Below are 22,116 nucleotides of genomic sequence, written 5' to 3' on the forward strand. Positions count from 1 at the left end.
AGTATCAAAATACCATTTAATGAGCATCTCATTTATAGGCTAAATCTTTATCATGCAATGGATTCTTGAGTACCAATCTCTTCTTATTAGCGGCATTGTAAGCGCGATCATCAGTGGTGGCACATTCGGCTGGTGGGCCAAGCAGAAAGCGCAATTTCAAATACAATTACTGATGCAGCAGCTTGAATCCGATAAGCAGCTATATCAGTCTCAAGTTCAGCCGTTGCAAGAGGCACTGAACCAAGCGCAAGCCGAGTTAGATGAGTTGGACAATGAACGAGACAAATCCGCCTTTGAATTAAAACAAGCCCACGGCAAGTTGATGGCAGCCATTGAAAAGCTGCGTTATTTTGAGGCCGTCAAGCAAGAGCGCCAGCAGTATGTGGATGAATTGAATCAAGTGAAGGAGCTTAAATCTCAGCTTGAAGCTCAACTGCGAGAGCAAGACGCCCGACATGCACAAGAAAATGTATCGAATCGTGAAAAACTTCAGCTGCTAGAAAATGCAGAAGCTCGTTTAAAGACCGAGTTTGAACACTTAGCCAGCCAGATGTTCGATGCGAAAACCGCCAAAGTGGATCAGCAGAATAAGCAAAGTTTAGAAGGGCTGCTGTCACCGTTGAAAGATCAGTTAGAAGGCTTCAAAAAACAAGTTAACGACAGTTTTGGTCAAGAAGCCAAAGAGCGCCATACCTTAGTGCATGAGCTAAAAAATCTACAACGTTTGAATGAGAGCATGACGCGTGAAGCCGTGAACCTCACTCAAGCGCTAAAAGGGGATAACAAGCAGCAAGGTAACTGGGGAGAAGTGGTGCTTGCGCGCGTGCTTGCGGAGTCTGGTTTGCGAGAAGGTCATGAATACCACACACAAGTGAACTTACAAAACGAAGCAGGAAAACGTTATCAGCCTGATGTGATCGTTCATCTTCCACAAGAAAAGCAGGTGGTGGTGGATTCAAAAATGGCATTAGTCGCTTTTGAGCGTTACTTCAATGCGGAAAATGATACTCAGCGTGATCAAGCATTGAGTGATCACTTGGTCGCTTTGCGTGCTCATATCAAAGGTTTAAGTCAGAAGGATTATCATCAATTAAAGGGCATTCAAAGCTTGGATTATGTGTTGATGTTCATTCCGGTTGAACCTGCATTCCAAGTCGCCATTCAAGCGGATCCTAGCTTGGTGAAAGACGCCATGGAGCAGAACATTATCTTAGTTAGCCCAACCACTCTGCTGGTGGCACTCCGAACGATTGACAATTTGTGGCGTAATGACAGACAGAACCAAAATGCACAGGTTATCGCAGACAGAGCAAGCAAGTTGTACGACAAATTACGTCTTTTTGTCGATGATATGGAAGGATTAGGAGGCGCGTTGGATAAAGCGAATCAAAGCTATCAAGGGGCGATGAATAAATTAGCGACAGGGCGAGGTAATGCCATTCGTCAGGCGGAAAGCTTTAAGCAACTGGGAGTCGAAGTCAAAAGGCCAATCTCCCCGAGCTTAACTGAATTAGCACAAACCGATGCACTTCTTGAGACAAATGAATCATAACTGGCGTCACCCTTCTTGTGCTTGATGCATTATTGGAATTGGTATTAAGCAGAGGATAAAGTACACTAATCGCCCGCAGTGCCCTTGTTGAAATGACGCACTGCTGAAGAGAACTTATCATGGCAGACAACAACATGACGGATACGAGTGTGCAATCAAATTCAGCTTTAGAAACACAAGAAACCACTCACTTTGGTTTTGAAACGGTCGCGAAAGAAGAAAAAGTCGCGAAAGTAGCAGAGGTCTTTCACTCTGTAGCCGCAAAATACGACATCATGAACGATCTTATGTCGGGTGGTGTTCACCGTTTATGGAAGCGTTTCACCATTGATTGTAGTGGTGTTCGCCCTGGTCAGCGCATTCTAGATTTAGGCGGCGGCACAGGCGATTTAACCGCTAAGTTTTCACGCATTGTCGGTGAAAAAGGCCACGTAATTCTTGCTGATATCAACAACTCAATGCTGAACGTTGGTCGTGACAAACTGCGCGATAACGGCATTGTGGGTAACGTTCATTACGTACAAGCGAATGCGGAAGAGCTACCTTTCCCTGATAACTACTTTGATTGCATTACCATCAGTTTCTGTTTACGTAATGTGACAGACAAAGACAAAGCACTGCAATCGATGTTCCGAGTGTTAAAGCCCGGTGGTCGCTTGCTGGTACTTGAGTTTTCAAAACCAGTTCTTGAGCCCCTTTCTAAGATTTATGACGCTTACTCATTCCACCTATTACCTAAAATGGGTGAGTTGATTGCGAACGATGCTGATAGCTACCGTTACTTAGCTGAGTCTATTCGCATGCATCCAAATCAAGAGACGCTGAAAGGGATGATGGAAAACGCAGGTTTTGAAAATGCGAGCTACTACAACCTAACGGGTGGCATTGTTGCGCTACACCGTGGTTATAAATTTTAATCCTGTGTAGTTAAGACTTATATTTTAAGGATAGTCATGCCATTTGATCCGCTTGTCACCGCAGTGATTGAAACTTCGCTTAATACCCTTGTAAATGACGACCCCAACTTGGTGCGTCGTTTATCGCGCTTAAAAGGGCAAGTGATTCAGGTTCATCTGAAAGAACTCAATAAGAGTTTAACGTTCGTTTTTAGCCAACAAATAGACGTGTTGGCCGATTATGAAGCCAAACCAGACTGTTACCTTAGTTTGAATTTGTCCGTACTTCCGGAGTTGCGTGAGCAGGCCAACATCACCAAGCTGATTAAACAAGATAAGCTGATTTTAGAAGGTGATATTCAATTGGCGCAGAAGTTTGCTCAACTCATGACAGATTGCAAACCTGATCTCGAAGAGTGGTTGTCTCGTGTGACAGGAGATGTGGTCGCACATACTGTCGTTCAAGGCGCGAAAAATGTGGGAAGCTTTTTGTATCAACAAGCAGAAAAACAACAATCGAATTTCGCACAAGTCTTAACGGAAGAGTGGAAAATTGCTCCGGCGCCGTTAGAAATTGCCTATTTTTGCGATCAAGTGGATGAACTTAAGAGTTCGGTTTCTCGATTAGAATCGAAACTTAACGCCTTGTTGGAGAAAGTATGACCCCAACAGAATTGCGCCGTCTGTACCATATTGTCAAAGTACAACTTGAATATGGTTTAGATGAGTTACTCCCAGAGCACCAGTTGACGAAAGCACCATTGATGATGCGTAAGTCACTGTTCTGGATTAAGCGTAAGCATCAAGATAAGACCATGGGTGAAAGGTTACGTCTCGCCTTGCAAGAACTCGGTCCGGTCTGGATTAAGTTCGGACAGATGATGTCAACGAGACGAGATCTGTTCCCTCCTCATTTGGCAGATCAATTAGCCCTCCTTCAAGACCAAGTCTCTCCTTTTGATGGCCAATTAGCCAAAGATCAGATGGAAGCGTCTTTAGGCGGTAGCTTAGATAACTGGTTTACGGATTTCGATATCGAGCCACTTGCTTCAGCGTCGATTGCTCAAGTACATACCGCGAAGCTAAAAGAATCAGGTCGAGATATTGTACTTAAAGTGATTCGTCCTGATATTCGTCCTGTGATTGATGCCGATATTAAGCTGATGTATCGCATGGCTAGAATCGTCGCAAAAGCCTTGCCAGAAGCGAGACGATTAAAGCCCGTAGAAGTGGTTCGTGAGTATGAAAAAACCTTAATTGATGAATTGGATCTGCGTCGAGAAGCGGCGAATGCCATTCAATTAAGACGCAACTTTGAAGGCAGTGAAGAGCTTTACGTACCTGAAGTGATCTCTGATTTTAGCAGTGAACACTTGATGGTCTCTGAGCGAATTTATGGCATTCAAGTCTCTGATATAGCGTCATTAGAAGCCAATGGCACCAACATGAAATTGTTGGCTGAACGTGGCGTGAGTGTCTTCTTTACTCAAGTGTTTCGTGACAGTTTTTTCCATGCAGATATGCATCCGGGAAATGTATTTGTTAACCCAGAGCATCCAGAAAATCCACAATGGATTGGTTTAGATTGCGGCATTGTTGGCACACTCAATAGCGAAGATAAGCGTTATTTGGCAGAGAACTTCTTAGCCTTTTTTAATCGTGATTATCGCCGAGTTGCTGAGCTGCATGTGGACTCTGGTTGGGTGCCTGCTGATACCAATATTGATGAGTTTGAATTTGCAATCCGTATTGTATGTGAACCGATTTTTGCTAAACCTTTATGTGAAATTTCATTTGGTCACGTGCTATTGAACCTATTCAATACCGCTCGTCGCTTTAATATGGAAGTTCAACCTCAATTGGTGTTGCTGCAAAAGACACTATTGTACGTTGAAGGTTTAGGGCGTCAGCTTTATCCTCAGCTAGACTTATGGGAGACAGCAAAACCGTTTCTTGAAAAATGGATGGCGAACCAAGTCGGGCCACAAGCTTTACTGAATGCAGTAAAAGATAGAGCACCGTTTTGGATAGAGAAGCTGCCAGAATTACCAGAGTTGCTTTATGATAGCTTACGACAAGGAAAATCCATGAATCAAAGAATGGATCAGCTTTATCAAGGTTATCGAGATAGCAAGCGACAACAAGGGACAGGTAAGTTTTTGTTTGGTGTTGGAGCCACTTTAGTCGTATGCTCTGCGATCTTAATCTCTAGCCCGTATCAGCAGCTAACATTGGGCTGTGGCATAGCAGGTGTCACATTTTGGCTGCTTAGTTGGCGAGCTTACCGTCGTTAAGCGGTAGACTCGTGAAAATATAATTTTTTGTGTAGAAAAGACCCGAGGTAAAAATAATGGGCGGTATCAGTATTTGGCAACTCCTAATCATCGCAGTAATCGTTGTATTACTATTCGGAACTAAAAAGCTACGCGGCATGGGTGGTGATTTAGGTTCAGCTGTAAAGGGCTTTAAAAAAGCCATGAGTGATGAAGATCCTGCAGCGTTAAAGAAAGATGCGGACTTTGAACCAAAGAATCTTGAAGGGCAGAAGACGGACACCACTGCTGAAATCAAGAAAGAAAAAGACAAAGAGCAGGCATAATACGTGTTTGATATCGGTTTTTGGGAACTGGTATTGATATCTGTCGTGGGGTTAGTTGTGCTTGGTCCTGAGCGTTTACCTGTCGCGATTCGTAGTGTATCCAAATTTATTGGTTCTGCGAAAAGTATGGCGAACAGTGTAAAAGATGAGTTATCTCATGAGCTCAAGGTTCAAGAACTGCAAGATAACTTGCGTAAAGCTGAGCAAATGGGAATGGAAGACCTTGCGCCAGAGCTGAAAGCTTCAGTTGATGAACTTAAGAAAGCAGCGCAAGAAGTGACTCGACCTTATGCAAAGCAAAACACTGATGGTGATGCGGTAGACAATACTGCTCAGGGGAATGAGTCTGTTCCAACCAATAGTGAAGCGCAAACAAATAGTGAAGCGCAGCCAAGCTCGTCAGATAAAAAAGCCGAATAGTCTCACCCAATTGGAGCTGCTACCGTTGCGGCTCCTGTTCGATCGCCCTATATAAGAGGTTTGATATGTCTTCTGCTGAGCAGACACAACCTTTAATTAGCCACTTGTTAGAACTGCGTAATCGTTTATTACGCGCAATCATTGCGGTGATTGTTGTTTTTCTTGGGCTGATTTATTTTTCCAATGAGATCTATGAATTTGTCTCTGCACCATTAGTGGATCGCCTGCCTGAAGGGGCAACGATGATTGCCACGGATGTTGCATCGCCATTTTTCACGCCATTGAAGTTAACCTTGATGACGTCGGTGTTCATTGCCGTGCCTTTTATTTTGTATCAGGTATGGGCCTTTGTTGCTCCTGGCTTATATAAGCACGAACGTCGTTTGATTATGCCATTAATGTTCTCTAGTTCACTGCTGTTTTACTGCGGTGTGGCTTTTGCTTATTTTGTGGTGTTCCCGTTGGTATTTGGCTTCTTTACGGCCATTTCACTCGGTGGGGTGGAGTTTGCGACCGATATTTCAAGCTATCTCGATTTTGTTCTAGCTCTGTTCCTTGCGTTTGGTATTGCGTTTGAAGTGCCTGTTGCCATCATTTTATTATGCTGGACTGGGGCGACGAATCCAAAAGCATTAAGTGAAAAGCGTCCTTACATAGTCGTTGCCGCTTTTGTTATTGGGATGATGTTAACGCCTCCAGATATGGTTTCTCAAACCCTGTTAGCGATACCTATGTGTATTCTGTTCGAAGTGGGTTTGTTCTTTGCGAGATTCTACGTGCGTAAAGATCCTGATGAAGAGCAGGTTGAAGATTAAATAAAAAAACGACTCATATAGAGTCGTTTTTTTATTGTAGTCATAACTACTTAACTTTGACCATATGGCCGCAGTTCTTACAGATATAGACTTCTTTGATACCTATGATTTTATGCCAAAAGTTTCTATGTCGACGTTGTAAGTGAAGAGTGTGATCACACATATACCGCTCACTTTTTATGATTATTTTGTGGAAAGGTATCTTAACGCTCCAATATGCTAAATACCATATTAAATTGCGGCATGGATCTCATTTCTGGGTATATAAATAAAATTATTAGTGATAATAATCACAATAAAAACAAGGATTTAACATTTTTGGTTGTAATTTCGTTAATTTCACTAACTGATAGAAGCCTCAGTTGAGCTATCCGGTCAGCAACCAATTTTGTGTACGCAGGCTCATTTCGTTTACCACGATGCGGAACGGGCGCAAGGTATGGACAGTCGGTTTCAAGGATCACCTTACTGAGATCTAAATGGGGAATCACTTTATCCATGCCACCATTCTTAAATGTTGATACGCCGCCTAAACCTAAATGAAAACCGAGATCATTAATGGCTTTCGCTTCTTCAACGGTCCCACCAAAGCAGTGAAATACTCCTCTTAAAGAGCCATTTTGTTCTTTACGCAGTAGGGTTAACGTCTCTTCAATCGAATCACGAGTATGGATCACCACAGGAAGATCCATCTCTTTTGCCCAATTTAATTGAGTAATGAAAGCCATCTCCTGTTCAGCTTTAAAGGTCTTATCCCAATAGAGATCAATGCCTATCTCGCCAACTGCAATGAAATTATGCTTTTCAAACCAAGAGTGGATCGTTGCAAGAGTCTGTTTTACATCGCCATCTACATAACAAGGATGCAGCCCCATCATAGAGCGACATATATCAGGGTAAGTCGCTTCAGTTTTTAGCATGGGTTCGATAGAGCCCAAATCGATATTGGGCAGTAAGATGGTGTCGATACCCTGAGCAAGTGCGCGCTGCACAACCTCATCACGATCATTATCAAATTCAGTGGCGTAAATGTGGGCGTGTGAGTCAATCATGTTTGGTCTCAGTCGGTTTCGTTAGTAGGGAGAGTATAAAGCAGTGTGAGAAGAAGGTCATTTTTCGTCATTTTTTACAGGTTTTAAATAATAGCACTAGCGTCTGAGATCGAGAGTGATATTCTCTGATTAAGCTACTAATCCAGACAAGGAGAATCGAGTGTCTGTTTCAATTCAAGGTCAATTCCCAGGGCGACGTATGCGCCGCATGCGTAAACATGATTTTAGTCGCCGTCTTATGGCCGAAAATCAACTTACAGTTAGCGATCTTATTTACCCGATGTTTATTCTTATGGGTAAAGATCGTCGTGAATCGGTTGAGTCGATGCCTGGTGTTGAGCGTCTTTCTATCGACCTGATGCTCGAAGAGGCAGAATACCTAGCCAAACTGGGTGTGCCTGCGATCGCTTTATTCCCGGTAGTGAATCAAGATGCAAAAAGCTTATGTGCTATTGAAGCATACAGCCCTGAAGGCTTAGTGCAACGAGCGGTTCGTGCATTGAAAGAACACGTGCCGCAAATGGGCGTGATTACTGATGTAGCATTAGACCCATTCACCACTCATGGCCAAGACGGCATTATTGATGAAGATGGCTACGTACAAAACGATGAAACGACAGAAGTCTTGATCAAGCAGGCGTTGTCTCATGCAGAAGCTGGCGCAGATGTTGTTGCTCCATCGGACATGATGGATGGCCGTATTGGTAAAATTCGTGAAGCATTAGAAGAAGCTGGGCATATTCATACTCAGATTATGGCTTACTCAGCAAAATACGCCTCTTGTTACTATGGCCCGTTCCGTGATGCCGTCGGTTCATCATCTAATTTGAAGGGTGGTAATAAGAAAAACTACCAGATGGATCCAGCGAATAGTGATGAAGCGATTCATGAAGTAGCGATGGATATTAATGAAGGTGCGGATATGGTCATGGTGAAACCGGGCATGCCGTATTTAGATATTGTTCGTCGGGTGAAGTCAGAGCTTCAAGTTCCAACGTTTGCTTACCAAGTTTCTGGTGAATACGCGATGCATAAAGCGGCAATCCAAAATGGCTGGTTAAAAGAGCAAGAGACGGTTTTAGAGTCACTACTTTGCTTTAAACGTGCGGGTGCTGATGGCATCTTAACGTACTTCGCGAAAGACGTAGCGGAATGGTTGGCGCAAGAAAATGCACAAGCTGCTGAGCACCTAAATACTGAAAAGTAGGGTAAACGAAATGCAGTAGTGAATAGGGTTGGTCTTGTGCCAGCCCTTTTTTATTGGAGGGACAGTTTATGTCGGTTGATGTGAGAGTGGGTGACCTGCAAGAAGTCATCGCGGTGGTTGAATCTATTGATGAATTTGTTCGAGGAGAGACCATCGAATCTTTACAACTTCGTTTGCAAGGTAAAAAGCACTTAATCCTTGTTGCAGAAGAAGGAAGCACGTTACTTGGGTTTAAAATTGGCTACCAGCTTGATGATGACACTTTCTATAGTTGGTTTGGTGGCGTTTCTCCGATTGCGAGAAATAAAGGAGTAGCCCAAGCGTTATTGAATGAGCAAGAGCGCTGGGTCGAAAGTCAGCAGTATCCGTTTCTTAAAGTAAAATCTCGTAATCAGTTTCCTGCGATGCTGCGGCTATTGTTGAGAAACGGCTACGCCATTGAGCATTTTGAAAAAAAGGAGCCATTATCCGCTTCGAGCATCCATTTTGTTAAGCAATTAACACGCTAAGATCTAAATGATATTTTTTCTCATTTAATGGTTGACTATTAAATGAGAATCATTATTATTAACTGCGTCTTAAGGAATAAAGAAACGGTTCACAAGGATGTTGAAAAGCTTCCAATTTAGCTTTAACCAAGAATTCTTAACGAACTTGCACTAAGTTCTTTTTTGACACGACATTGCTCACATTGCTTCCAGTGTAATTTATAGCTTTTGGTAAGGCTGAATAACAACAAATGATTTGGCTTTCCACTTTTATGCTAGGCGACATCTTCGGGTGTCGCTTTTTTTATGCTTGTCGCTTAGAGGTGTCAGGTGGAGTGGAATAATCGATGAGGAACATTCTTTTCCACAGTTAGGGATCGTGAAAGGATCGATTTAAATCTGTTCGATCTATATATTAATTCATTTATTTCATGGGTTTAAGTTGGTGTTTGGTGCAAATTAATTACCTTGTATAACCAGTGGATAAAATATATAAACAGAGTTATCCACAATTTTAAGGTCTTGTGAACAACGATTCTCGCTTGATCTATGCGAGTAAAAGCGAATGGTGGGCATAGATTCAGATCGTGAGTCGTGGCATCCTAAGCAGATCATTTTTCGTATTTCTTTGGATACAAAATACTATGGCTCGCATTCCTGATAACCCATTAATTCTCATTGATGGATCTTCGTACCTTTACCGTGCTTTTCATGCTTATCCTGGCACCATGAGTAATGGTGATATTCCGACCAATGCCATTTACGGTGTTGTGAATATGCTTCGCAGTATGATGAGGCAGTTTGCTTCGGATAGGATTGCCGTCATCTTTGATGCCAAAGGAAAAACCTTTCGTGACGACATGTACTCAGAGTACAAAGCCAATCGTCCACCAATGCCAGATGACCTACGTTGTCAGATCGAGCCGCTGCATAATGTGATTCGAGCAATGGGCTTGCCATTAATTTCGATTTCTGGAGTTGAAGCTGATGACGTTATTGGTACATTAGCGTCACAAGCCTCTAAAGCGGGTATGCCTGTTCTGATCAGTACTGGCGATAAAGATATGGCGCAGCTTGTAGATGAGAACGTTACGCTTATCAATACGATGACAAACGTGGTCATGGATCGTGAAGGGGTGATCGAAAAATTCGGAATTCCCCCTGAGTTAATCATCGATTACTTAGCCTTAATGGGCGATAAAGTCGATAACATTCCAGGCGTTCCTGGGGTTGGTGATAAAACGGCAACCGCTCTACTGCAAGGTATTGGTAGTATTGAAAAGCTGTATGAAAACCTTGATGACATCGCAGCCCTAGGTTTCCGTGGTTCTAAAACCATGGCGAAGAAGTTAGTCGACAATAAAGATAATGCTTTGATGTCTTACGAGCTTGCGACGATCAAATTAGATGTTGAACTAGAAGAGACACCAGAATCTTTAGTTAAGGCTGAACCAAATACCGATGAGCTCATTAAGCTTTACGGCCAAATGGTCTTTAAGTCTTGGCTGAATGAATTACTTGAAGGTGGCACAGGCGTTGTTGAGGCGGATGAAAAGTCCGGTGCGATGCGCAGTAGCACAAGCGCTTCAAGTTCTGCATCAGTAATCGACAATTCAGCGGTGACTATTGACCGCAGTCAGTACGAAACCATTCTTGATGAAGAAACCTTCAAATTGTGGTTAGAAAAATTGCAAGCGTCTGAGCTGTTTGCGTTTGATACTGAAACCGACAGCTTAGATTACATGGTAGCGAATCTAGTCGGCCTATCATTTGCGACAGAAGAAGGTGTAGCCGCTTATGTTCCGGTGGCTCATGATTATCTTGATGCGCCACAGCAACTAGATCGTGATTGGGTATTAGCACAGTTAAAACCTATTTTAGAAGATGATGCACAAGCGAAGGTTGGGCAGAATCTGAAATACGATGCCAGTGTTCTTGCGCGTTACGGTATCGATATGAAAGGCATCAAACACGACACCATGTTAGCGTCTTACGTGTATAACAGTGTCGGTGGCAAGCATGATATGGATAGCTTAGCGCTTCGATTCTTGCAACATAGCTGTATTTCATTTGAGCAGATCGCAGGTAAAGGCAAAAAGCAGCTGACATTTAATCAGATCGATCTTGAGCAAGCGTCACCATATGCAGCAGAAGATGCGGATGTGACTCTACGTTTGCACAATCGTTTGATGAAACACATTGAAGCGGATGAAAAGCTGAAATCCGTTTATGAAGATATCGAAATGCCATTAGTGCCAGTGATGTCACGCATTGAACGTACGGGCGTTTTCATTGATGACATGCTGTTAGGGGCTCAATCGCAAGAGATCGCGGCTCGTTTAGATGAACTCGAACAAAAAGCGTATGAAGTTGCGGAACAAGAATTTAACCTAAGCTCTCCAAAACAGCTTCAAGCGATCCTATTTGAAAAAATGGGACTGCCAGTCGTGAAGAAAACACCATCTGGCGCACCATCGACTAACGAAGAAGTATTACAAGAGCTTGCGTTAGATTACCCATTGCCAAAGCTTATCCTAGAATATCGTGGTCTAGCTAAGCTGAAATCAACGTATACCGATAAACTTCCGAAGATGATCAACGGCGAAACTGGGCGCGTGCATACCTCGTATCACCAAGCCGTAACGGCGACAGGTCGTTTATCTTCAACCGATCCAAACTTACAGAATATTCCTATTCGTAACGAAGAAGGTCGTCGAATTCGTCAGGCATTCGTTGCACCTCACGGTTGGAAAATCTTAGCGGTCGATTATTCTCAAATTGAGCTGCGTATTATGGCGCACTTATCAGGGGATAAGGCCTTATTAGAAGCGTTCCAACAGGGCAAAGATATTCATGCTGCAACCGCGGCTGAAATTATCGGTGTTAGCATCGATGAAGTGACGACAGAGCAACGTCGTCGAGCAAAGGCGGTGAACTTCGGTCTTATCTATGGAATGAGTGCATTTGGTTTAGCAAAACAGCTTGGTATTCCAAGAGGCGAAGCTCAACACTACATGGACATGTATTTCGAACGTTACCCAAGCGTGATGCAATACATGGAAGATACGCGCTCAAAAGCATCTGAACAGGGTTTTGTTGAAACCTTATTTGGTCGCCAGTTGCATTTACCAGAAATCAAATCACGTAATGGAATGCGTCGTAAAGCAGCAGAGCGTGCAGCGATTAATGCCCCAATGCAAGGAACAGCGGCAGACATCATTAAGAAAGCGATGTTATTGGTAGACGAATGGATCCAAGCGGAAGGCGATGGTCGAGTGAAGTTGTTGATGCAAGTACACGATGAACTGGTATTTGAAGTTCAAGAGTCTGCTTTAGGCGAAATTGAAAGTAAAGTACAACAATTGATGGAGGCGGCGGCTAATCTGGATGTTCCGTTAGTGGCTGAATCTGGTCACGGTGACAACTGGGACCAAGCGCACTAGTTACTTTTTAACCATATTGAGTCATAAATTATGAGCCAGCGCACAAACGCTGGCTTTTTTTTGATTAAAAAAAAGAATTGAAAAATTGGGATTGTCTGTTTTTTAGTAATATTTTGGTGAAAATAAATTACAAAAAAAGTTTTCATTTCTGACCAATTGTTGTACATTATCTCTTGTAGGGTACAGAGGTAAGATGTTCTATCTTTCAGACCTTTTGTTTCACGTTATTGGATTAGGCTGATTCAGCCGCCCCAGTCAGTATTTGACTGGGGCGTTTTTTATGGGGCAAAGAAAACTTTTTTCCGTTATATCACCTACAGTTACAGCTCTATATGAAACTCTTCCTCTTAACTTTCCAGCTACTTTCTGAACTCAGTATTGCCGCATACACCTTTATTATTAAAACTCATTACCGTGTTACTCAATGAGTGGAATGTAATTTTATACCGATCACATGAATAATATTTTCCAGCTAAAATTAAGAAGCCAGTGTTGAAGGGTTCTTATTGTTTTTGATTACTTAAAACAACTGGTTAGCGTTTTTTTGATCTCATGTTCATGTGGGAGGCGGTGAAAAGTGAAGTGATAAGGTATTGATATTTTAGCCAAGCTAAGGAATCCTAGTCAGCATAATAACTACTACTATTTCTCTCCCATTGCCCCACCAGGATGGTGGGGATTTTTATGCCTGAAAGAAAATATAGGCTTGGAAAAAATCTCCGAATAGAAAAAGCCCCACCAAATTTGGCAGGGCTCTTAATCGTTCAATCAAATACTACAATTTACTCATCGATGTCGTCGTTTTCGACTAAATCAACAAGTGCCGGCGCAAACCATGTGTCCAGCTTGTTACGCAGTTGATCAACACCCAGCCCTTTGAGTGATGAGAATACATCGACAGAAACATCCCCACCAAAGCCTGCTGAATCTTTACGAATCTTCAACAGCTGCGCATTACGTGCGCCACTTTTTAGTTTATCCGCTTTCGTTAGCAATACCTGAACTGGAATATGGCTATCTACAGCCCAGTAAATCATCTGCTGATCAAGGTCTTTCATTGGGTGACGAATATCCATTAATACGACAAGTCCTTTTAAAGACTCACGTTTTTGAAGGTATTCACCCAGTGATTTCTGCCATTTTTTCTTCAGTTCAACAGGAACTTGAGCAAAACCGTACCCAGGTAGATCGACAATATGACAATCTTCACGCACTTTAAATAAGTTAATTAATTGCGTGCGACCTGGTGTTTTACTTGTTTTTGCTAAACCACGTTGGTTGGTTAGGCGATTTAATGCACTAGATTTACCAGCATTGGAGCGTCCTGCAAACGCAATTTCGATCCCTTCGTCTTCTGGTAAATGACGAATATCAGGTGCACTGGTAATGAAATGCGTGTTTTGATAATGAATTTTTACGCTCACTGTTAACTCCATCTCGACTTTGTGTAGTCGATTGATTACTTTTTTGTGAAATTGTGTAAAATAACCGTGCTCGGCATAAGGTCGCCTATTGTACCATGAGAACATAGAGTGGTACTGGAAGCTTGATAATTATAATGGAATGTCATGAAGAAATTAGCGCTAATTTTGAGTCTTTTAGCCAGCTGCTCAGTATGGGCTCAAGGTAGTATTGAAGCTGGTAAAGCAAAATCACAAACATGTGTTGCCTGCCATGGTGCTGACGGCAACAGTCTAATCACTAATTACCCTAAAATAGCGGGTCAACATGCTAAGTATCTTGAGAAGCAGTTAAAAGAACTTAAGCTTGGAATGACCAGCGGTGGTAAGCAAGGTCGTTACGATCCTGTCATGGGTGGCATGGCTATGCCACTTTCAGAGCAAGATATGGCGGATTTGTCTGCTTATTACTCTTCTCTACCGATTTCTGGAAATACAACGCCAGAAAATGTTGTCGCAGCAGGTAAGGTTCTTTACTTTGCTGGTGATGCAGAACGTGGAATTACAGCATGTACGGCGTGTCACGGCCCCCGTGGTAACGGTACAGAATTGTCTGGATTCCCTAAAATTTCGGGTCAGCATGCTGATTACGTAAAAGCTCAACTGGAAAAATTCCGTGATGGGTCACGTAATAACGATATGAACGCCATGATGCGTGATATCGCGAAGAAATTGAACGATGAAGATATTGATACCTTATCTAAATACGTTGGTGGCCTACACTAATAACAATATCGCTCGAGCATAGTATTACAGATACGCCTTTATTGGTGGTAGCTAACAGCTGCTAACTGGTAGAGGCGTTTTCTTTTTTTAAAGCCAGAAGCAAAACCAGATCTAGCACCATAGCCTCATCTCGGAGCTGTTCGTGTGTGGCATCTGTCATTTTTTATCATGTGAATTCTCCTCTTGATTGTCGAGGCGTCCTATTTTTCCTACCTCTCCTGATTGAAATCGGCAGCGATGGTCGAGATGTGGATTTTTTTTCTTTATCTGATGAAAAAATGTTCAATACCTCTCCACTATAAAGCCAGTTTCTGGTATGTTTCGCATCCTTGTTTGAGGATGTGTTAATGAATTTTTGTCCTTTATGCTCCAGTAGTCATATTTCTCACTATTTTGAAGATAAACATCGAGAGTACTTGCAGTGCTCACGTTGTCATTTGGTTTTTGTTCCACCTGAACAAAGATTGGATGCTAAAGTTGAAAAAGCTCACTACGATCTACATAACAATGATCCCCAAGATATGGGATATCGACGCTTCTTATCACGCGTCTCCACTCCTTTATTAGAAAGGTTGGAAAAACCATCTTGTGGATTAGATTTTGGTTGTGGCCCAGGACCGACATTATCTTTAATGTTGCAAGAAGCGGGGCACAATATGGAGTTATACGATATTTACTATCACCCTGAGACTCAGGTGTTAGATAAAGTGTATGACTTTATGACAGCCACAGAAGTGATTGAGCACTTATATGAGCCCAATCAAGTGTGGCAGAAATGGTTGAATTTAGTTAAGCCTGGTGGCTGGATTGGTTTAATGACTAAGCTAGTAATAGACGTAGATGCGTTTGCTAGCTGGCACTATAAAAATGACCTTACGCATGTAGTCTTTTTTAGCCGTCAAACTTTCCAGTTTTTGGCCGAGCGGGATAAGCTCGAACTCGAATTTATTGGTAATGATGTAATTTTACTGAGGAAAGCCCAGTAATGAGCCGTAATAAAAAATCTAGAAAAGTAGGACCATCAAGCGGTGGTGAAGTCGTTGTAACTCGTAACCGTACAGAGTCAAATGTACAAGGTCGTGAGCAAAAACGCATTAAAAAGCGTAAAGGTCTAAAAACGGGTAACCGTAACTCTGAAGTGAGCGATGCAAAAGCACAAAGTGCAGCAAAAGCACGTGACCCTCGTTTAGGCAGCAAGAAAAAGATCCCATTAATCATCGAGCCTAAGAAGAAACTGACTAAGCAAGAGCGTAAGATCTCTGCTGCTCAAGAACTTGAAATGCTTGAGAATGATGCTCAACTGAATGTACTTATCGATCGCATTGAAATGGGTGAAAACCTAGGTGCTGGTTTGCAGAAGTATGTTGATGAGAAGCTGGATCGCATTGAAGTATTAATGAATCAACTTGGTTTAATGGAACCAGAAGCGGATGATTCAGACGATATGTACTTCGCTGAAGATTTCTCTGACGAAGATCTTTCGGAAGAAGAACTTGCTGAGCTTGATGCTATTGAGCCGAAGTCACAGCCTAAGAAATCAAGTTCAGACGACGATCTACTGTCTCAGTTTGAAGATATCGATTTAAACGACTTTAAAGGATAAGAAGCCTAATGAATGTAACCTTATTAGCGATTGTTGGTGGAGTCATTATTGTGGCTTTGGCTGCTTATGCGGGTTACCTTCTGCTTCAAATCAAAAAGCAAAAGGTGCTGCAACAGCAGCATCAAGCTTTAGCGATCAATAAACGTAATGCTAATATTTATGAAAATGTGAATACCTTATGTTTAGCGGGTATTCAGGGTGAGTGTGACTTATCGGAAATTAGTATTCGCGTTTATTGCATTATGGATTACGTTCAAGGTGAGCAGCGTGTTGATTTTGAACAGCGCTATCCTGCTATTTCAGAGTTGTACCACGTTGTAAAAGATATGGCTCGCGGTGAAAGTCGCCAAGAGATACAAAAATCTGAGCGCATGAAGCAAAACCTTGAACGACATAAAGCAGAAACGCGCTTGAATGACGCTGTTGTTGATGAGTTAAAGCAGCTGCAAGAACAAGTCAAACCGCTCAATAATCAGATCAATATTCAGATGGTCTAACTATTGGTTACTTTAGATACTCATTTAGGGGTATCTTATGAAGTGATCACGCTAGCATTTCTGAATATTTATATCTAAAAACTTTTTTGCCAGGCAACGTCTGCCATGGTCGTGTGGCAAAATAACCCGTCCTAGTTTTAAGTGGAAAATCCCATGTCCAGTCAGCAAATTGAATCCGGTCAACAAATAGTTTGGGATCAAGCTATTTTAGATAAGTACAACTACTCCGGCCCTCGTTATACCTCATACCCGACCGCTCTTGAGTTTCATGAAGCGTTCACCATTGCTGATTACGATATGGCATGCACGCAGTATCCTGAGCGCCCGCTCTCGCTATATGTGCATATCCCTTTCTGCCATAAACTTTGTTACTACTGCGGTTGTAACAAAGTGATTACTCGTCATTCTCACAAAGCGGATGAGTATCTGGACGTTATTGAACATGAGATCCGCTTGCGTGCGTCACTGTTAAATGAACGTCGTATTACTCAGTTGCATTTTGGTGGCGGTACTCCGACATTCCTCACTAAAGCTCAAATTACTCGTTTAATGACGATTCTACGTGCAGAGTTCAACTTTGATGCAGATGCTGAAATTAGTATTGAAGTTGACCCTCGTGAAATTGAGCTGGATGTATTGGATCACTTACGCAGTGAAGGCTTTAACCGCCTAAGTATCGGCGTTCAAGATTTTAATAAAGAAGTTCAGCAACTCGTAAACCGTGAACAAGATGAAGAGTTCATCATTGCGATGGTTGAACGCGCGAAGCAGTTAGGTTTCCGTTCAACTAACCTAGATCTGATTTATGGTTTGCCAAAACAGACGAAAGAGTCATTTGCGGAAACCTTGTCTCAAGTTCTGGATATGAAGCCGGGTCGTTTGTCGGTGTTTAATTACGCTCATATGCCGCAGTTATTTGCAGCGCAGCGTAAAATCAAAGATGAAGATTTACCCGCAGCTGAAGAGAAAATGGCGATCTTGCAAGACACCATCGGCACACTAACAGGCGCTGGGTATCAATTTATTGGTATGGACCACTTTGCTCTGCCTGATGATGAACTGGCTGTTGCTCAACGCCAAGGTATTTTGCACCGTAATTTCCAAGGTTACACCACTCAAGGTGAAGCGGATCTGGTTGGGTTTGGTGTTTCAGCGATTTCAATGATTGGTGATGCATACGCACAAAACCAGAAAGAGCTGAAAAAGTACTATGCTCAAGTGAATGAATTGCGTCATGCGCTATGGAAAGGTGTCGCTCTTGATAGCGATGATCTACTGCGTCGTGAAGTGATTAAACAGCTGATTTGTAACTTTAAACTTGATAAGAGTATGATCGAGTCTGAATATAAAGTAACGTTTAATCAGTACTTTGCTGAAGATTTGCAACTGCTACAAACATTCATCGATGATGAATTGGTTGAAGTGGATAACACTGAAATTAGAGTGACGCTTCGTGGGCGTTTGTTGATCCGTAATATTTGCATGTGCTTTGATAAATACTTACGTAGTCGAGCAAGACAGCAGCAGTTCTCACGAGTGATTTAATCGATTATTACTGAGTTCAGTTTATACCAATAAAAATGCCAGCAACGATGCTGGCATTTTTGTTTCCGTCGATAAAGTATTTAACCCTTATCGACGATGACCGTGAAAATTAAGCGCGGTCAGCCACTTTAGCTCGTAGCTCTGCTTTTTCTGCATCAGAGATGAAGGCTAGATCCAAACCATTGATTTGCGCTTGGCGAATTTGAGCAGGAGTCAACCCAGCTTGAGGTGCTGCCACTTCGTATTCGTATGGAAGTTCAATACCTTCAACCGCAGGATCGTCCGTATTTAGACAAGCCATAACACCGTGGTCAAGGAACTGTTTCACAGGGTGGTTAGCCAAAGATTCAACGGTGCTTGTTTGGAAGTTAGACGTTAGGCAAGATTCGATACCAATACGGTTTTCAACTAAGAAATCCATCAGTTTTGGATCGTGAATCGCTTTTACACCGTGACCAATACGCGTTGCACCAAGTTCTTGAATCGCTTGCCACATGCTTTCTGCACCTGCCGCTTCACCAGCGTGAACCGTTACGTTTAGGCCTGCATCTTTCACTTGTTTAAAGTGAGACACGAAACGATCACCCGGTTGACCTAGCTCATCACCAGCAAGATCGACAGCAACAATCTTGTCTTTCTGAGTCAAAATAGCATCGAGTTCTTGTTGGCAAGCATCGGTACCAAAAGTGCGGCTCATAATACCAATCAGGTTCGCTTTGATGCCGAAATCGCGCATGCCTGCCTCAACACCATCAACCACTGCTTCAACCACACCAGCAACTGGAAGTTTATGCTTCATCGCCATGTAGTAAGGCGAAAAGCGAAGTTCAGCATAATCGATTTGAGCATTAAGAGCGTCTTCAACGTTTTCGTAAGCGACGCGGCGGCAAGCATCAAGATCACCTAAAACAGCCACACCCCAATCTAACTTAGAAAGGAAGGCAACAAGAGATGGCTCAGCTTCAACAATCTGAACGTGAGGTGTTAAGGCTGCAACATCGTAAGCAGGCAGGGCAACACCAAATTTTTGGCCCAAATCTAAAATAGTTTGAGTACGGATATTACCGTCAAGGTGGCGGTGCAAGTCAGTTAGGGGCAGATTTTTAGTTATCATTATTGTGATTCCAGATCGCTGTAGTTAGCGTAAGTATAAAAATGATTGACCTAAGTGTCAGTACTCAATGTCTAGAAAATCAGCCCAAAGTGCTGTTTTCTAATTCATGTTAACTAAATCTGTTGGCCATTCATTAAGTGGCACTGGCTTACTGTACAGAAAACCTTGTACTTGAGGGCAATGAAGTTGCGCGAGTAATTCAGCTTGTTGTACAGTTTCAACGCCTTCCGCGACTAAATTGACTTTAAATCCCTTCGTGATATTCACGATGGCGGCGACAATTGAACTGTCTAAATTCTTACTATCCAATTTTTTGATGAAAGCGCGATCTATTTTAAGACAGCTGAAAGGTAACTTATGCAGATAAGCGAGAGAAGAGTACCCAGTTCCGAAGTCGTCAATGGCGATGCCTATCCCCATCTCTTTGAGAGTACGCATATTTTGCATCACCATCGGGTCACTATCAGCAATGCGAGACTCCGTTATCTCTAAGGTTAGGTTTGATTCTGAAAGCCCTGTTTCATGAAGGATTCGCTTTACATCATCAATATACGTCGGTTTAGAGAGTTGATTCACTGAAACATTGACGTGAATCTGGAAGTTAATTGGCCATTTTCCGGTGCGGATGGCGTGTGCAGTGTCATGGCACGTTTTTTCAAGTATTTGCTGCCCAATCCCTTCAATCAACCCGGTATCTTCGGCTAATGGAATAAAGTCGATTGGAGAAATGATTTCATTGTCAGAGGTTATCCACCGAGCCAGTGCTTCAGCTCCAATGACGTTTCCTGTGGCGAGATCGATAATCGGTTGGTAGAAGGGAACAAACTCATCATTTGCTAAGCCGGACTGAATTTTTGCCATCATTTTGGTTCGGTTACGAGAGACATCGGCCATTTCAGGGCTATATATCGTAATGTGTGTGATGTCTTTCTTGGCAAGGCTTAATGCAATGCTGCCATTGCGTAACCAAAGCATCATGTTTTGGTTTGATGAAGTTTCAACAATTCCAATGGAAGCATTAATGACGACATTCTCGCTTTGTAATACAAAAGCTGAGTTGAAGATTTGCAGTATGGTATGGGCAAACAGTGTGACCTCTTCTTGCTGGGTTGCGTTTGGAAGGTAGATCGCAAACTCATCACCACCTGGACGAGCAATAATATAATCATATTCAGAGACGGCGTTTAAGCGCTCAGCAATCATCACCAATAGCTGATCGCCTTTGTGGTGCCCAAGGCTCTCGTTGATATCTCTAAAGCGATCAATACCGATGAGTAGCAGAAACCCTGAGGTTGCCTCAAATGCTGAACTGGTTTCAATTAACCCATCTCGGCTATATAACTTCGTGAGCGGGTCGATGAGAATCTGATCCCTCAACGCTTTAAACGAGGCTCTAAGATTATTCGACATCTCATTAAATGCAGACACCAACATACTGGTTTCGTATATATACCCAGGTTGAGGCATGGTGCTGTCCCAATCTCCTTTCGCCAGTTGTTTCGCTGAATCTGCAGTTGATGTGATGGGTTTTGTGATTCTATTGAGAGCTAGAATCGTAATCCCAATACCAAATAAGCCCACAATCACCCCCATTAACCAACTGTTTTTCTGATCCTGTGGCAGGTCACCTAACAGAGCGGACTCAGAGATGGAGGTGCTAATAAACCAAGTAAGACCATATTCGTCCTTAAAAGGGGTGGTTTGGCTAAAGTAACGCTCGCCATCGACATTAAACTGGAACCGCTGGGTGCCACTATTGAGGTCGAGTTTGTTCTCATTAATGTAGCTAGAGCTGATTTTGATAATCGGGTTGCTACTTTCTGTCGCCAGCAGTCGGTGACCTTTATCTGTCGTAGGCGTCCCCCATGAGACAACGCTGCCATTGCTGGAGTGTGCGACTAAACGTTGGTCCTGATCAAAAATATAAAAAGAGGCGCTGTGTTTTTCTTTGAGATTCTGCAAAAACTTATTGAACGTATTGATTTTGATATCGGCTACAAATACGCCTTGAAATGCATCATCAGTAAAAACGGGGGTGAGCGCAGAGAGCGTTATTTCTTGCCTTTCATCGGCATTAGCATAAATCGAAGACCATATTGGTTTTTTAGATTTAGCTACCGGTGTATACCAAGGGCGGGTTCGAGAATCATAGTTAGAAATAATGGAACGAATATCTTGGCTGATTTTACTTCCACGATAAACGACGAGGTTTCTGTCTGTGCGCTCATCTTGAAGAATAAGCGTGTAGCCATTGTTGGCTTCTTTCCGGTAGGTGATATGTTCTAAACGTGTTGAGCCAAAACCGAGAGCATCTAATTGAGGGATATTTCGGTAGAGATTGGAAAAAGCCGCATGCATGTAGCTCTGTAGTGGTTCGATGTTATTTGGCTGGTAAAGCTGATTGAATCCGATGTTATGACTGAGAGCTAAGCTGGCATTAAATGGTTCATGGAGGAAGGTGAATAGGCTTTTGTTGACGTTGGCGGTGAGTGACGTAAGTTGCTTGGTACTTATATCATTGACCATTTTTTCATAGCTATTTTGTTGGACAAACACAATTACGCCAAATGTAATTATTAAAATCATTACAGTGGGGAGAACGAGAGCAGTTCTAAGCGTAATTTTTTTTATCATGGACATGCACTATTCATCTGTAGGAATATCATTCTGTAAGTTTATCATTCCAAAAAAAACAATCG

General features: G+C 42.5%; 19 protein-coding genes and 1 pseudogene. 16 read left to right on the top strand and 4 right to left on the bottom strand.

All coding sequences use genetic code 11. The features are described from left to right. Positions 1-52: 52 nt before the first annotated feature. The 7 genes and pseudogenes from rmuC (at position 53) to tatC (ending at position 6,282) form a co-directional block, all read left to right on the top strand. Positions 53-1,552: a DNA recombination protein RmuC gene (gene rmuC / locus L4C39_RS09490; RefSeq protein WP_371730449.1), complete on the top strand. Its 1,500-nt coding sequence runs from the start codon at positions 53-55 to the stop codon at positions 1,550-1,552. Positions 1,553-1,686: 134 nt separating this feature from the next. Then, entirely contained in the window at positions 1,687-2,469 is a 783-nt protein-coding gene (ubiE, locus tag L4C39_RS09495) for a bifunctional demethylmenaquinone methyltransferase/2-methoxy-6-polyprenyl-1,4-benzoquinol methylase UbiE (RefSeq protein ID WP_029203315.1), read from the top strand. 36 nt (positions 2,470-2,505) lie between these two features. After that, complete coding sequence (locus tag L4C39_RS09500; protein ID WP_017052110.1) at positions 2,506-3,111, top strand: ubiquinone biosynthesis accessory factor UbiJ; 606 nt, start codon at positions 2,506-2,508, stop codon at positions 3,109-3,111. Then, positions 3,108-4,742 (top strand): ubiquinone biosynthesis regulatory protein kinase UbiB, encoded by a 1,635-nt coding sequence (gene ubiB, locus L4C39_RS09505; RefSeq protein WP_429745562.1) that lies wholly within the window; start codon positions 3,108-3,110, stop codon positions 4,740-4,742. The genes L4C39_RS09500 and ubiB overlap by 4 nt, the downstream gene beginning before the upstream one ends. 56 nt (positions 4,743-4,798) lie before the next feature. After that, a complete protein-coding gene (tatA, locus tag L4C39_RS09510) occupies positions 4,799-5,047 on the top strand; it encodes a Sec-independent protein translocase subunit TatA (protein WP_017052112.1) in 249 nt (82 codons plus the stop codon). A 3-nt stretch (positions 5,048-5,050) separates the two neighbouring features. Next, a pseudogene (gene tatB, locus L4C39_RS09515) lies at positions 5,051-5,351 on the top strand (Sec-independent protein translocase protein TatB); the annotation flags it as partial. Positions 5,352-5,532: 181 nt separating this feature from the next. After that, entirely contained in the window at positions 5,533-6,282 is a 750-nt protein-coding gene (gene tatC / locus L4C39_RS09520; RefSeq protein WP_017052114.1) for a twin-arginine translocase subunit TatC, read from the top strand. A 290-nt stretch (positions 6,283-6,572) separates the two neighbouring features. Here tatC and L4C39_RS09525 read toward each other — a convergent pair whose 3' ends face one another. Beyond that, on the bottom strand, positions 6,573-7,334 hold the full coding sequence (locus L4C39_RS09525) for a TatD family hydrolase (RefSeq protein ID WP_429745565.1): 762 nt from the start codon (positions 7,332-7,334) through the stop codon (positions 6,573-6,575). Between the two features lie 160 nt (positions 7,335-7,494). On the opposite strand from L4C39_RS09525, the gene hemB reads away from it, so the two are divergent. The 4 genes from hemB to spfP all read left to right on the top strand — a co-directional run bounded on the left by hemB (position 7,495) and on the right by spfP (position 12,713). Continuing rightward, positions 7,495-8,541: a porphobilinogen synthase gene (hemB, locus tag L4C39_RS09530; protein WP_113796156.1), complete on the top strand. Its 1,047-nt coding sequence runs from the start codon at positions 7,495-7,497 to the stop codon at positions 8,539-8,541. Positions 8,542-8,609: 68 nt separating this feature from the next. Beyond that, on the top strand, positions 8,610-9,050 hold the full coding sequence (locus L4C39_RS09535) for a GNAT family N-acetyltransferase (protein WP_371711810.1): 441 nt from the start codon (positions 8,610-8,612) through the stop codon (positions 9,048-9,050). A 623-nt stretch (positions 9,051-9,673) separates the two neighbouring features. After that, a complete protein-coding gene (polA, locus tag L4C39_RS09540; RefSeq protein WP_371711811.1) occupies positions 9,674-12,472 on the top strand; it encodes a DNA polymerase I in 2,799 nt (932 codons plus the stop codon). A 193-nt stretch (positions 12,473-12,665) separates the two neighbouring features. Continuing rightward, positions 12,666-12,713, top strand: coding sequence for a small protein SpfP (gene spfP / locus L4C39_RS20195; protein WP_438356636.1), 48 nt, complete (start codon positions 12,666-12,668; stop codon positions 12,711-12,713). Between the two features lie 541 nt (positions 12,714-13,254). Here the strand turns inward: spfP and yihA are convergent. Then, positions 13,255-13,908 (bottom strand): ribosome biogenesis GTP-binding protein YihA/YsxC, encoded by a 654-nt coding sequence (yihA, locus tag L4C39_RS09545; RefSeq protein WP_084654905.1) that lies wholly within the window; start codon positions 13,906-13,908, stop codon positions 13,255-13,257. Positions 13,909-14,040: 132 nt separating this feature from the next. On the opposite strand from yihA, the gene L4C39_RS09550 reads away from it, so the two are divergent. From L4C39_RS09550 to hemN, 5 genes are all read left to right on the top strand, one after another. Then, positions 14,041-14,658, top strand: a complete 618-nt coding sequence (locus L4C39_RS09550; RefSeq protein WP_017052121.1) for a c-type cytochrome — start codon at positions 14,041-14,043, stop codon at positions 14,656-14,658. Positions 14,659-15,005: 347 nt separating this feature from the next. Beyond that, positions 15,006-15,644, top strand: coding sequence for a class I SAM-dependent methyltransferase (locus tag L4C39_RS09555; RefSeq protein ID WP_017052123.1), 639 nt, complete (start codon positions 15,006-15,008; stop codon positions 15,642-15,644). Continuing rightward, on the top strand, positions 15,644-16,261 hold the full coding sequence (gene yihI / locus L4C39_RS09560) for a Der GTPase-activating protein YihI (RefSeq protein WP_017052124.1): 618 nt from the start codon (positions 15,644-15,646) through the stop codon (positions 16,259-16,261). Before L4C39_RS09555 ends, yihI begins: the two co-directional genes overlap by 1 nt. A gap of 8 nt (positions 16,262-16,269) precedes the next feature. Beyond that, entirely contained in the window at positions 16,270-16,758 is a 489-nt protein-coding gene (locus L4C39_RS09565) for a DUF2489 domain-containing protein (RefSeq protein ID WP_171756986.1), read from the top strand. A 153-nt stretch (positions 16,759-16,911) separates the two neighbouring features. After that, complete coding sequence (gene hemN, locus L4C39_RS09570; protein ID WP_017052126.1) at positions 16,912-18,303, top strand: oxygen-independent coproporphyrinogen III oxidase; 1,392 nt, start codon at positions 16,912-16,914, stop codon at positions 18,301-18,303. Positions 18,304-18,412: 109 nt separating this feature from the next. On the opposite strand, the gene add is transcribed toward hemN, so the two are convergent. Together add and gepA are read right to left on the bottom strand one after the other, a co-directional pair. Continuing rightward, a complete protein-coding gene (gene add, locus L4C39_RS09575; protein ID WP_017052127.1) occupies positions 18,413-19,417 on the bottom strand; it encodes an adenosine deaminase in 1,005 nt (334 codons plus the stop codon). A gap of 99 nt (positions 19,418-19,516) precedes the next feature. Beyond that, positions 19,517-22,057, bottom strand: coding sequence for a phosphodiesterase GepA (gene gepA / locus L4C39_RS09580; protein WP_429745570.1), 2,541 nt, complete (start codon positions 22,055-22,057; stop codon positions 19,517-19,519). Positions 22,058-22,116: the final 59 nt, after the last annotated feature.

Source organism: Vibrio clamense, assembly GCF_050337905.1.
In the GTDB taxonomy this organism is placed as follows: Bacteria; Pseudomonadota; Gammaproteobacteria; order Enterobacterales; family Vibrionaceae; genus Vibrio; species Vibrio cortegadensis.